The 12646-nt window shown below is 72.6% G+C and carries 13 protein-coding genes; 8 read left to right on the forward strand and 5 right to left on the reverse strand.

Features of this window, described 5'->3' with window-relative positions:
• Positions 1-2: 2 nt before the first annotated feature.
• From ACNYS0_RS30870 to ACNYS0_RS30880, 3 genes are all read right to left on the reverse strand, one after another.
• On the reverse strand, positions 3-236 hold the full coding sequence (locus ACNYS0_RS30870; protein WP_266721084.1) for a hypothetical protein: 234 nt from the start codon (positions 234-236) through the stop codon (positions 3-5).
• Positions 237-340: 104 nt separating this feature from the next.
• Complete coding sequence (locus tag ACNYS0_RS30875) at positions 341-1327, reverse strand: DEDDh family exonuclease (RefSeq protein ID WP_422478189.1); 987 nt, start codon at positions 1325-1327, stop codon at positions 341-343.
• A 79-nt stretch (positions 1328-1406) separates the two neighbouring features.
• The gene (locus ACNYS0_RS30880; protein WP_422478191.1) at positions 1407-2033 is read right to left on the reverse strand and encodes a TetR/AcrR family transcriptional regulator; all 627 of its coding nucleotides are present in this window, start codon (positions 2031-2033) and stop codon (positions 1407-1409) included.
• A gap of 176 nt (positions 2034-2209) precedes the next feature.
• Between ACNYS0_RS30880 and ACNYS0_RS30885 the strand changes: the two genes are divergently transcribed.
• The 8 genes from ACNYS0_RS30885 (at position 2210) to ACNYS0_RS30920 (ending at position 9921) form a co-directional block, all read left to right on the forward strand.
• Positions 2210-3007 carry an acetoacetate decarboxylase family protein gene (locus ACNYS0_RS30885; protein WP_422478193.1) on the forward strand — a complete coding sequence of 266 codons (798 nt, stop codon included), beginning with the start codon at positions 2210-2212 and terminating at the stop codon, positions 3005-3007.
• 1 nt (position 3008) lies between these two features.
• A complete protein-coding gene (locus ACNYS0_RS30890; protein WP_422478195.1) occupies positions 3009-3893 on the forward strand; it encodes an SDR family NAD(P)-dependent oxidoreductase in 885 nt (294 codons plus the stop codon).
• A gap of 36 nt (positions 3894-3929) precedes the next feature.
• Positions 3930-5213: an amidohydrolase family protein gene (locus ACNYS0_RS30895; protein WP_422478197.1), complete on the forward strand. Its 1284-nt coding sequence runs from the start codon at positions 3930-3932 to the stop codon at positions 5211-5213.
• Entirely contained in the window at positions 5210-6445 is a 1236-nt protein-coding gene (locus ACNYS0_RS30900; protein WP_422478199.1) for an amidohydrolase family protein, read from the forward strand. Before ACNYS0_RS30895 ends, ACNYS0_RS30900 begins: the two co-directional genes overlap by 4 nt.
• Positions 6446-6469: 24 nt before the next feature.
• The gene (locus tag ACNYS0_RS30905) at positions 6470-7192 is read left to right on the forward strand and encodes a VIT1/CCC1 transporter family protein (RefSeq protein WP_422478201.1); all 723 of its coding nucleotides are present in this window, start codon (positions 6470-6472) and stop codon (positions 7190-7192) included.
• Between the two features lie 73 nt (positions 7193-7265).
• Positions 7266-8150 carry a sterol desaturase family protein gene (locus ACNYS0_RS30910; protein WP_422478203.1) on the forward strand — a complete coding sequence of 295 codons (885 nt, stop codon included), beginning with the start codon at positions 7266-7268 and terminating at the stop codon, positions 8148-8150.
• Positions 8151-8164: 14 nt separating this feature from the next.
• Complete coding sequence (locus tag ACNYS0_RS30915; RefSeq protein WP_422482819.1) at positions 8165-8824, forward strand: lysoplasmalogenase; 660 nt, start codon at positions 8165-8167, stop codon at positions 8822-8824.
• A 53-nt stretch (positions 8825-8877) separates the two neighbouring features.
• Entirely contained in the window at positions 8878-9921 is a 1044-nt protein-coding gene (locus ACNYS0_RS30920; RefSeq protein ID WP_422478205.1) for a zinc-dependent alcohol dehydrogenase family protein, read from the forward strand.
• Positions 9922-9972: 51 nt separating this feature from the next.
• Here the strand turns inward: ACNYS0_RS30920 and ACNYS0_RS30925 are convergent, their stop codons facing one another.
• Positions 9973-10992 carry a CopD family protein gene (locus tag ACNYS0_RS30925; protein ID WP_422478207.1) on the reverse strand — a complete coding sequence of 340 codons (1020 nt, stop codon included), beginning with the start codon at positions 10990-10992 and terminating at the stop codon, positions 9973-9975.
• A gap of 160 nt (positions 10993-11152) precedes the next feature.
• Positions 11153-12565 (reverse strand): CoA transferase, encoded by a 1413-nt coding sequence (locus ACNYS0_RS30930; protein ID WP_422478209.1) that lies wholly within the window; start codon positions 12563-12565, stop codon positions 11153-11155.
• Between the last annotated feature and the right edge of the window lie 81 nt (positions 12566-12646).

Genomic DNA, 12646 nt, shown 5'->3' on the forward strand with positions numbered 1-12646 from the left:
GTTCAGACGTTGTCGACGATGCCCACCTTCCCCTCCGCGCGGGAGCAGTGCGCCCCGCAGAACCAGTGCCCGTCGACCTCGACGCCCTGCCCGATGATGCGGCACCGGCAGTGCTCGCAGATCGGCGCCATGCGGTGGATGGCGCAGCTGAAGCAGTCGAAGACGTGCACCGCGCCCTGCGCGTGCACCTCGAAGGACATGCCGTAGTCGTTTCCGCAGACCTCACAACGTGCCATGCGCCACAGGGTGGGTGTCCGGGCGGTGCCGGGGCGAGCGGTGGCGGGGCGAGTCGCCCCGCGTTCACCCGTCTGCCCCCTCGTGCGAGGAGTCCGCGGCCGCGCTACTTGGCGTCCGCCGGGGCCACGTCCTGCAACAGCTGTCCGAACGCCGCCTCGTCCATCACCGGCGTCCCGAACTGCTTCGCCTTCACGACCTTCGACGTGTACGAGTCCGGGTCATTGGTCACCAGGAGACTGGTGAGCCGCGACAGGCTCGTCGCCACATGGAGGCCCGCGTCGACCGCCCGGTCCTCCAGGAGCTCACGGTCGACCGACGTGTCCCCGGAGAACGCCACCCGCATGCCCTGCTTGAGCGGCAGGCCCGGCTCGTAGCGGCCGGGGTTCGGGTACGGGCAGGCGGGGCGCTTGCGGGAGGCGCGCCAGGTGCCACCGCCGCCGCCCCGGTAGGCGGAGGACCCGGACTGGCGCGGCACCGAGCCTTCCGACCACTCGGTGAGCGGGCGGCATTCGAGCAGCGGCAGCCGTACGTTCCCCGCCGCGGCCGTGCGCAGGCTCGGGCGGAAGGCCTCCGCGAGCACGCGCGCGTCGTCCAGCGCGTTGTGCGCGTGCTCCTGGACGACGCCGAAGTGCGCCGCGAGGGACTCCAGCTTGTGGTTGGGCAGCGGCAGGCCCAGCTCCTTGGAGAGCGCGATGGTGCACAGGCGCTGGCGGACCGGGGCGGTGCGCTCCGCGCGCGCGTACTCGCGGGCGATCATCGACCAGTCGAAGACCGCGTTGTGCGCGACCAGGACGCGGTTGTCGAGGCGGGCGGCGAACTCCTCGGCGATGTCCGCGAACAGCGGGGCGGCCGTGAGCACGTCCGTCGTCAGGCCGTGGATCCAGACGGGGCCGGGGTCGCGCTGCGGGTTGACCAGCGTGTACCAGTGGTCCTCGACATCGCCCCGCTCGTCCAGGCGGTAGACGGCGGCCGAGATGATCCGGTCGTCCCGGGACAGGCCGGTGGTCTCCACGTCGACGACCGCGTATCCCTTCGGATACGCGGCCGGCCAGGAGGCTGCGGACGCTGCGGTCGGATGGTCTTCGAGCATGGTCCCAGAGGATACGGGCCGGGACTGACACTCCGGTCGGCGCCTTCCCCGCGAGCCGTGTCGCGGATCACGTCGCGGCTCAAGTGGGCGGATCCAGGAGCGATTTCACCAGGGCACGCACGGACGTGGTGAAGATCCGCTCCGGGTCGGCGGGCGCGGCGAGCGCGCGGGCGAGCTCCCGGTCCCCCTCCGCGGAGCGCGCGCCCCACAGTTCTTCCTCGCGCGGGTGCTGGGCCGGGGCCCGCTCCCGGTTCCGCTCGACGAGGACGTGGCCGACGACGTGGAAGAGGACGGCGCGCACGGCCTCGGCGGCGGGCTTCCCGCGCAGCCCGGCGGCGTGCACCTCGTGCACCAGAGCCTGCTGCGCGGGCAGGAACATCCGCTCGGTGAGGCCGCGTTCGTGGACCATCGCGATCAGGTGCGGGTGGGCGCGCAGCCGGCGGCGCAGCGTGCGGGCGACGGAGATGACGCGGTCCTGTGGCGTGGTCCCGCTCGGCCGGAAGCCGCCGAGGTCGGCGACCGTGCGCTCCACGAGGGCGTCGAGCAGGGACTCGCGGTTGCCGACGTGCCAGTAGATCGACGTGACGGCCGTGCCCAGTTCGGCCGCGAGTTTGCGCATGGTGAGCGCCTGCGGGCCGTGCTGCTTGACGAGACCGGCGGCGACGGCGACGACCTCTTCACGGGTGAGCGGTGCGCGTGCGGTCACTTCTCGCCTCCCCGTCCCTGTCCGGTGCACATGTCTTTACCCTTCATCGCCTCCGGTGTAACTGTGTTACAGGCGCCTCGCGGAACGACAGCACGACATCGCACGACTGACCGCACGACCGACCGACCGCACGACCGAACGACCCCCATCACGTCTCGTTCGAAGGGTGGTACGACATGGCACGCGTACGGTACGGAGCGCGCAGTGAGGCGGAGATCGCCGCTTCGCGCTCGGCGAGCAGCAAGCTTCCCGACATCTGGTCCACCGGTGTGGTGGCCGTGTGGGAGTCCGATCCGGACGCGGTGGCCGCGGTGCTGCCGCCGCCCCTGAAGCCCACCGGGCGGCCCCTGGTGCGGGCCAACATCAGCAATGTCGACCTGCCGGGCTATCCGCTGGGCGCGGGCTCGGTGGCCGTCGCCGCCGAGCACGGGGGAGTGGAGGGCTGGTATCCGCTCGTCATGCCGATGACGCACGAGCGGGCGCTGATCGGCGGGCGCGAGGTCTTCGGCGAACCGAAGAAGCTCGGCGAGGTCACCGTGGAGCGCGACGGGCTCGTGGTGAAGGCGGCGCTCGCGCGGCACGGCATCGCGTTCGTGGAGGTGCGCGGCGCCGTCAGCGAGAGCCTGCCGATCCCCGAGCCGACGCAGAAGACCGACTTCTACTTCAAGTTCCTTCCCGGAGTGGACGGTTCGGGCTTCGACGGGGAGCCGGTCCTGGTGCACTGCCTGCGCAACGAGAAGGTCAGGAAGCTGGAGCGGATCACCGGGGACGTCGTCCTCCGGGAGTCCATGTTCGATCCGGTCGCCGACCTTCCGGTGCGGAACCTGGTGGAGATCACCATCGGCGAGAAGACCACCGACCAGAAGGGCAAGGTCGTCGAGCGGGTCAGCGCCCAGGCCCTGCTCCCGTACATCCACCAGCGCTACGACGACCCCCAGCAGATCCACGACGGACCGCCCGAGGGGAGCGCCTGACATGGAGCTGCGCGAGGGACAGGTCGCCGTCGTCACGGGCGCGGCGAGCGGGATCGGGCTCGCCATGGCGCGGCGGTTCGCGGCGGACGGCCTGAAGGTGGTCCTCGCCGACGTCGAGAAGGGCGCGCTGGAGAGTGCCGCCGAGGAGCTGCGGCGCACCGGCGCGACCGTGCACGCGCGCGTGGTCGACGTCGGAGAGCGCGAGCAGGTCATGGACCTGGCCGCGGACACGTACGCGACGTTCGGCGGCTGCCATGTGCTGTGCAACAACGCGGGCGTCGGCTCGGGCGCCGAGGGCCGCATGTGGCAGCACGAACCGAACGACTGGAAGTGGGCGTTCAACGTCAACGTGTGGGGTGTCTTCCACGGCATCCAGGCCTTCGTGCCGCGCATGATCGAGAGCGGCGAGCCGGGCCACATCGTCAACACGTCCTCCGGGGACGGCGGCATCGCGCCGCTGCCGACGGCGTCCGTGTACGCGGTGACGAAGGCGGCCGTCGTGACCATGACCGAGTCGCTGTACGCGCATCTGAAGGCGGAGCACGCGCGCGTGGGCGCGTCCGTGCTGTTCCCCGGTCCCCACATGCTGCGCACAGGTCTGTGGGAGTCGCACCGCAACCGGCCCGAGCGGTTCGCGAAGGAGCGGCCGCGCAAGACGCCGTACCGCAGTCTCGACCAGTGGGAGGCCGCCATGAAGGAGGCCGGGAAGGAGATCGCGTTCACGCCCGTGGAGGAGGTCGCCGACTTCGTGGCCGAGGGCATCGCGGCGGACCGGTTCTGGATCCTCCCGCCGAGCGAGCACAGCGACAGGCAGATCCGGGCGCGGTCGCAGTCGATGCTGGACCGGGAGAACCCGGCGTACCTGGAGAGCTTCATTCTCGACTGAGCACGAACTGAGCACGAGGGGACGTGTGACGACCGAATGACCGACCAAGACCCGTACCTGATCATCTCCTCCGACTGCCACGCCGGCCTGCCGACCGAGGAGTACCGGCCCTACCTGGACAGCCGTTTCCACCGCGAGTTCGACGAATTCCTCGGTGAGCGGGACAAGCGCCGCGAGGAGGCCACCCGGCTCGGCATCCGCAACGACGCGTTCGCCGCCAAGTGGTTCGAGGACAACGAAGAGGGCCTGCGCGGCGGCTGGGACACCGCACAGCGCCTCAAGGAGCTCGACGGCGACGGGGTGGCCGCCGAGGTCGTCTTCCCCGACGCGGACGCCGTGGACAGCCAGACGGCGGCGCCCTTCGGCGTCGGGCTCGGCCTCTCCGGCGACCAGGACCCTGAACTCGGCATGGCGGGCGCGCAGGCCCACAACCGGTGGCTCGCCGAGTTCGTGGGGCAGCACCCCGAACGGCACTGCGGCGTCGCCCTGTTGCCCGTCACCGCCGACCCCGACAAGGTCGTCGCCGAGATCCACCGCGCCAAGGAGTCGGGGCTCGGCGCCCTGATGATCCCCTCCATGTGGGTCGACCAGGACCCGTACCACGCGCGCCGCTACGACCCCGTGTGGGCGGCCGCCGCCGAGTGCGAGATGCCCGTGGTGACGCACTCGGGGGCGGCGCCGCGCCACGAGTACGGCGACCATCTGGGCATCTACGTGAGTGAAGTGACGTGGTGGCCGGCGCGGCCCCTGTGGTTCCTGCTCTGGTCGGGCGCCTTCGAGCGGCACCCGGGGCTGAAGTTCGGCGTCGCCGAGTCGGGGTGCTGGTGGCTGCCGAACCTGCTGTGGTTCATGGACCGGCTCTACCTGGGTGCGCACGGCGGCAAGAAGCTGTCCCCGTTCGCCGAGCTGAAGCGCTCCCCGGCCGAGTACCTGGACCGGCAGGTCTTCGTGTGCGCCACCAACACCAAGCGCCGCGAACTCGCCCAGCGCTACGAGATCGGCGTCGACAACATCCTGTGGGGCAGCGACTTCCCGCACCCCGAAGGGACGTGGCCGGACACGCGCGCGTGGTTGCGCAAGACCTTCCACGACATCCCGGTCTCCGAGACCCGGCGGATGCTCGGTCTGTCCGCCGCCGAGGTGTTCGGCTTCGACACCGCGAAGCTGGCCCCGCTCGCGGCCCGCATCGGTCCGACCCCGGCCGACCTGGGCCAGGAAGCCGACCAGAGCGCCGTGGAGGCGTCCTGGGCGCGCTCGCGCGAGGTGGGGCGGCACTGGCTGACGGAGAACGACTTCCCGCACATCGGGGTGACCCCGTGAACACTCCTCAGGACAGGTACACCGTCATCTCCGCTGACTGCCACGCGGGCGCCGATCTCCTCGACTACAAGCCGTACTTGGAGACGCGGCACCACGAAGCGTTCGACGCGTGGGCGGCCGACTACGTGAACCCCTACGCGGACCTGCTCGCCGACACCGCCGACCGGAACTGGAACTCCGAGCGACGCGTCCGGGAGCTGGAGCAGGACGGCATCGTCGCCGAGGTCGTCTTCCCGAACACCATCCCGCCGTTCTTCCCGTCCGCCTCGCTCATGGCGCCCGCGCCCACCCGCGAGGAGTTCGAGCAGCGCTGGGCGGGACTGCGCGCCCACAACCGGTGGCTGGCGGACTTCTGCGCCGCGGCGCCGGGCCGCAGGGCGGGCGTCTTCCAGATCCTCCTCAACGACGTCGACGAGGCCGTCAAGGAGATCCGCTGGGCGGCCGAAGCGGGCCTGAAGGGCGGCCTGTTGCTGCCCGGTACGCCGCCGGGCTCCGGCCTCCCCGAGCTGTACTCCTCGACGTACGACCCGATCTGGCGGACCTGCGCCGAACTCGGCGTCCCGGTCAACCACCACGCGGGCTCCGCGTCCCCGCCGCTCGGCGACGAACCGGCCGCCCGCGCGGTGTTCATGGTCGAGACGACGTGGTTCTCGCACCGCGCCCTGTGGCACCTCGTCTTCGGCGGCGCCTTCCGCAAGCACCCCGACCTGAGGCTCGTCCTCACGGAGCAGGGCTCGGGCTGGATCCCCGGCGTCCTTGACATGCTGGACTACTACCACGCGCGCCTGGTCAGGGCGGCCACGAAGGCGAACACGGCCGAGGCCAAGTTCGGCGCCGGGCTCGCCGATTCGATGGGCAAGGGCCCCTCTACGGTGTGGCGCGAGAACTGCTACGTGGGCGCGAGTTTCATGCGGCCTCACGAAGTGCCCCTGCGGGACCGGATCGGCCTCGACAAGATCATGTGGGGCAGCGACTACCCGCACGACGAGGGCACGCACCCGTACACGCGCGAGGGCCTGCGCATCGCCTACGCGGGGCTTCCGCAGGACGAGATCGCCGCGATGGTCGGCGGCAACGCGGCCCGGGTCTACGGCTTCGACCTCGGCCTCCTCGACCCGATCGCGGCTCGCGTGGGCCCGACGGTCGCGGAGATCGACGAGCCGCTCAAGGAGCCGCCCGCGGACGCGACCAGCCCGGTGTTCGCGCCAGGGGCGTCGGTACGCGTGTGGTGACGCGCCGGGTGGCATGCTCACCGCGTGACGGAAACCGGAGCGCAATCCACCCATGACGAGTCCCACGGCGGCGCGCTCGGCTCGCGGCTCAACTGGCTGCGCGCCGCCGTGCTCGGCGCCAACGACGGCGTGGTCTCCACCGCGGGCCTCGTCGTCGGCGTCGCGGGGGCCACCGACGACCGCTCGACCCTGCTCACCGCCGGCCTCGCCGGGCTGCTCGCCGGGTCGATGTCCATGGCCGCGGGCGAATACGTCTCCGTGTCCACGCAGCGCGACTCCGAGATGGCCGCCATCGCCATGGAGCGGCGCGAGCTGAAGGAGCAGCCGGAGGCCGAACTTGCCGAACTCACCGGCCTGTTGGAGGGGTACGGGCTCAGCCGCGAGGTGGCGGGCGAGGCGGCCGAGCAGCTCACCGAACGGGACGCGCTGCGCGCCCACGCGCGCGTGGAGCTCGGTATCGACCCCGACGACCTCACCAACCCGTGGCACGCCGCCTGGGCCAGCTTCCTCGCCTTCACGGCGGGCGCCCTGCTGCCGCTGCTCGCCATCGTCCTGCCGCCCTCCGCGTGGCGGCTGCCCGTCACGGTCGGCTCCGTGCTGGTCGCGCTCGCCTTCACCGGCTACAGCAGCGCCCGGACGGGCGGCGCGGCGGTGCGGCCCGCGGTGTGGCGCAACGTGGCCGGGGGAGCGCTCGCGATGGGCGTCACGTATGCGGCGGGATCTTTGTTGGGAGCCGCCGGAGTCTGACCCCTTACCGGCGGTACTACTTGTCGGTAACTACCTATAGCCGGGGACAGGTCGGGGCGCTTACGGTGCAGGCATGCCGACCCCGAACCTGCCCGACGCCGTGCTGTGGTCGATCCCCGCCTTCGTGCTGCTCACGATCGTGGAGATCGTCAGCGTCCGGATCCACCCCGACGAGGATGCCGCCGGCTACGAGACCAAGGACGCGGCGACCAGCGTCACCATGGGGCTCGGAAGCCTGGTCTTCGACTTCCTGTGGAAGATCCCGATCGTCGCGATCTACACGGCGGTCTACGAACTGACGCCGCTGCGCGTGCCCGTCCTGTGGTGGACGATCCCGCTGATGCTGCTCGGGCAGGACTTCTTCTACTACTGGTCGCACCGCGGGCACCACGTCATCCGCATCCTGTGGGCGTGCCACGTGGTGCACCACTCCAGCCGCAGGTTCAACCTGACCACGGCGCTGCGGCAGCCCTGGACGAGCCTGACCGTGTGGCCGTTCTACCTGCCGCTCATCGCGCTCGGCGTGCACCCCGCGGCGCTCGCGTTCTGCTCGTCGGTCAACCTCGTATACCAGTTCTGGATCCACACCGAGCGCATCGACAAGATGTGGCGGCCCTTCGAGTTCGTCTTCAACACGCCCTCCCACCACCGCGTCCACCACGCCTCCCAGGGCGGCTACCTGGACCGGAACTTCGGCGGGATCCTCATCGTCTGGGACCGGCTCTTCGGTTCGTGGGTGGCGGAGGTCGAGCGCCCCGAGTTCGGACTCACCAAGAACATCAACACGTACAACCCGCTGCGCGTCGCCACCCACGAGTACGCGGCCATCGCCAAGGACCTCAAGGAGGCCGCCAGTTGGCGCGAGCGGGCCGGGAGGGTCTTCCGGGGCCCGGGGTGGCAGCCGGAGCCCACCGGCGCCCCGAACGCGCCGCAGAAGGTCACGGAGGGGGCCGCGTGAGGCCTTCCGCACCGATGTGGCGCGCGCTCTTCCTCGTGGCCTGCGCCGCGGACCTCGTCGCGCTGCTCGCGGACGCGCACGGCGCACACGTCGTCCTCAAGCCCCTGCTCATGCCGCTGCTCGCGGCCTACGTGATCGCCTGCCGAGGCCCCCGGTTGCTGTGCGCCGCCCTGCTGCTGGGGTGGTGCGGCGACGTGGCGCTGCTGTTCGACCAGGACCTCGTGTTCCTCGCCGGGATGGGCGCCTTCGCCGTCGGGCACGTCTGCTACCTGGTGCTGTTCAAGCGGCAAGGAACGGTACGCGCGCGTGGTGCGCTGCTCGCGGCCGCGTACGGGGTCGCGCTCGTCGTGACCGTGGTCGCCCTGTGGCCCGATCTGCCACCCGACATGCGCGGGCCGGTCGCCGCGTACAGCGTGCTGCTGACCTGCATGGCGTTCGCCTCCTCGCGGCTCGGGGCGGTGGCCGGCGTGGGCGGCGCCCTGTTCCTGCTCTCGGACTCGCTCATCGCCACCGGCATCGCCGACTGGCCTGCCCTGCCGCGCCCCGACTTCTGGGTCATGGGCACCTACGTGGCGGCGCAGTACCTGCTCGCCCGGGGCGTGCTCGGGGAGCGGGCCGCGCCGCCTTCGGCGTACCGTGAAAGGCGCGTCGAAACCCGGCGCGTCGCTCACTGACCTGCATCGATACTGACCTGTATCGATTGCGGGACCTGCACAAAGGACCCCCCATGCGCGCCACCACCATCCACGCCCCGTTCGACATGCGCGTGGAGGACGTTCCCGACGCCGCCGTCGTGCTGCCCACGGACGCCGTGGTGCGTGTCCTGCGCGCCTGCATCTGCGGCAGCGACCTCTGGGCCTACCGGGGCGAGGCCGCGCGGCAGGCCGGGCAGCGCATCGGGCACGAGTTCCTGGGCGTCGTCGAGGAGACCGGCTCCGAGGTGTCCGTCTTCAAGCGCGGGGACCTGGTCGTCGCGCCCTTCATGTGGTCCGACGGGGTGTGCGACTACTGCCGCGAGGGCCTGACCACGTCGTGCGAGCACGGCGGATTCTGGGGCGCGGTCGGCTTCGACGGGGGCCAGGGCGAGGCCGTGCGCGTTCCGTACGCCGACGGCACGCTCGTCGCGCTGCCGGCCGACGCGGCCTCGGACGACCGGCTGCTCTCCGCCCTCCTGACGCTGTCCGACGTGCTGGGCACCGGCCACCACGCGGCGCTCGGCGCGGGTGTGCGCAAGGGAGCCACGGTCGCCGTCGTCGGTGACGGCGCGGTCGGTCTGTGCGGCGTCCTCGCGGCGTCGCGGCTCGGCGCCGAGCGGATCATCGCCCTCGGCCGTCACGAGGTCCGCACCGACATCGCCCGCCGCTTCGGCGCCACGGACGTCGTCGCCGAGCGCGGCGATGCGGCGGTCGCGGCGGTCCGCGAACTCACCGGCGGCCAGGGCGCGCACGCCGTGATCGAGGCGGTCGGCACCGAGCAGTCCATGAACACCGCCGTGAACATCACCCGCGACGGCGGCGCCATCGGCTTCGTGGGCGTCCCGCACGGCAGCGGCGGCGGAGTCGACCTGCGCGTCATGTTCGACCGCAACATCGCGCTGCGCGGCGGCGTCGCCCCCGTCCGCACGTACATCCCCGACCTGCTGCCCGATGTCCTGGACGGGTCCATCGACCCGTCGCCCGTCTTCGACATGACGGTCGACATCGAGGGCGTGCCCGGTGGCTACAAGGCGATGGACGAGCGCGCCGCCCTCAAGGTGATGGTCACCAACTGACCGCTGTGGGCCAGATGGTCACCAACTGACCGCTGTGGGCCGGGCGGCCGGTCACCACCGGATCGGCACCGGCAGCGCCGTCAGCGCCGCCGACACCGCCACCACGACCGCCAGGACCACGACCTCCGCGCGCGCGGGTACGTACGCCTTCCCGCGGTCGGGGGCGCGGCGCAGGCGCAGGCGTGCCGCCAGGGCGAGCGCGGCGACGACGGCGACGAGGAGCACCTTCGCGAGCAGCACGCGCCCGTACGCCGTCGTCGTCAGCTGGTCGAGGACCGTGCTCGGCGGCATCCGGCGCAGGGTGCTGCACACGCCCGTCGCGGTGATGGCCGCGAGCAGTACCGCCGCCACGCGCGCGTAGAGGCCGAGCAGTGCCGTGCCCGCTTCGGGGGCGCTCGTGCGCCAGGCGTACGTCGTGCGCAGCACGTACAGCAGCCCGCCCACCCACAGGGCGGCGCAACTCAGATGGATCAGGGTGAGACCCGAGCCGAGCAGCGCGCTGTCCTCGGCCGCCGGATGCGCCCTCAGCGCTTCCGCGACCGTCACGGCGGCCAGCGGGAGCAGCGCCGTCGCCGGACGCCGCAGGCGGGCGCACAGGCCCGCGAGCAGGAAGCCGTTGACCTCCACCAGCGCGAGCGTCCCGTCCCGCGTCCCGCCCAGGCCGCCCAGGTCCAGGGCGGCGACGCCGTTCGGGAGCAGATTCCCCGACGCCACCACGGAGGCGAGCCCGAGCGCGGCCGCGAACCCGGCCCACGGCGCGTACGCCGACCAGGCGCGGGGCGGCTCCCGCAGCGGGTCCACCTTGCGCGCGAGGAACCCGGCGAACACCTCGCCCGCCTGGACGCACAACGCCCCGAACAGGACCGTGCGCAGGAGCGCGATGACGCCGACGCCGGGCGCCGCGGCCTCCCCGGTGCCCTCGAGCGCGGCGCGCGGCCCGAGCAGCGGGATCAGCGCGGCCACGGCGACGAGCACGAGCACGGCGACGGCGCGCCCCGCGCCGGGTCTGCGCAGGGAGAAGTCGGCCCCGACGGGAACGGGTGCCTCGGTGGGCGGCGGTATGGAGCTCACCACTGGATCTTCACCAGGTGGCACGGGACCCGGCAAGCGCAGACCAACAAGTGGGGCATGGGAATCCGGACGACGTGGGGAGGGGTCCGGTGCTGCGCCGGATCGGTGCACGACTACTCGGTTCACGACTACATAGGACGCGATTTCGCGGCCCCGCGGTTCACCCGGCCGGCAGCCACCCGGCCTCGTCCGTGCCCCAACACCCCGGGGGACGCGCCCAGTTCGAGGGCCCTCCGCCGAACGACAGGGGCGGCAGGGCGTGCCGCAGCCGCCCGATCGGGCTGTCCGCCTCGGTCAGCCAGGCGGCCGGATCCTCCGCCGCGTACGGTTCCGCCCGCTCGCCGTAGTCCTTCGGGTGCGCCCCTTGGAGGAGCCAGGCGGCCGTCTGCGCGAGCGCGAGGCGCACCACCCGGGTACCGCCGTCCGTCGTCTGCTCCGTGAGCGCGCGCAGCACCGCCGCCGCGAGCAGATATCCCGTGCCGTGGTCGAGCGCCTGCGCGGGCAGCGCCCCGGGGCGCTCGGGGGAGCCCTCGGCGGCCGCGATGCCCGCCGCCACCTGGACGAGGCTGTCGAAGCCGCGCCGCCCGCGCCACGGCCCGTACCCGCCCCAGGCCGACAGCGCCGCCACCACGAGCCCCGGCCGCCGCGCGGCGAGCGCCTCCGGAGAGAGCCCGAACCGGTCGAGCGCGCCGGGCCGGTACCCCGTGACCACCACGTCCGCGCCCGCGAGCAGCTCGTCGAAGGTGCGCCGGTCCACCGCGTCCGTCAGGTCGAGCCGGGTCGAGCGCTTGCCGAAACCGGTGTCGGCGTGCGCGTCCGCCGCCTCGGGCAGCTGCGGCGCGTCCACCCGCAGCACGTCCGCCCCGAGCAGCGCCAGGGTGCGCGTGGCGACAGGCCCCGCGATGACCCGCGTGAGGTCGAGGACCCGGATCCCGGCCGCGGGCGAGAGCACCCCGCGCGACAGCGCACGGACCGGTGCCGTGTCGACCCGGTCGAGCGTCAGGAGCGGTGCCTCGGCGACGAGCGCGCCCTGCGGATGCGCCGCCCACTGGTCGGGCGTGCGCAGGGCGACGGCCAGGCCGCCCGCCGCGTACACCGTCTCCTCGACCTCGAACGCGGAGCGCTCCGCGAGCAGCGCCGCCACCTCGTCCACGCCGGCGTCCGCGGCCACCCCGAGGGCCGCGCACAGCCGGGCCCGGTGGTGCGGATAGTTCGCGTGGGTGCGCAGCCGGCCGTCCCGCGTCCGCCAGAAGCGCGACAGCGGAGCGAAGTTGACGGGCGCGCGCCCGTCGATCAGCAGATGCCGCTCGCTGGTGAACGCGGTGGCCACCGCTCCGTCGTCGACCCGCACCCGGATGGCGCCGACGGAATGCCTCGCGCGCGTGGCGGCGAGTTCGGCGGCCGCGAGGGAGCAGCAGCCGACGCAGGCTCTGGCCAGGTCGACGACGGGGAGGCGGGCGGGCAGCGCACCCGCGCGTGTGCGGTACGAAACGCGGGCGAGCAGGGCGGGGTCGCCGCCGAGCGCCGCCCACGCGGCCCGGGCGTCGACCGGGGGATGGGGCGCATGTGTCATGTCCGCACTATCGCGCAGCACTTGGCCCCGGCACACGGGCGGCGCACACAGGGGCCGGGTGGCGTGCGCCACCCGGCCCCT

Source organism: Streptomyces anthophorae (assembly GCF_049310305.1).
GTDB lineage: Bacteria > Actinomycetota > Actinomycetes > Streptomycetales > Streptomycetaceae > Streptomyces.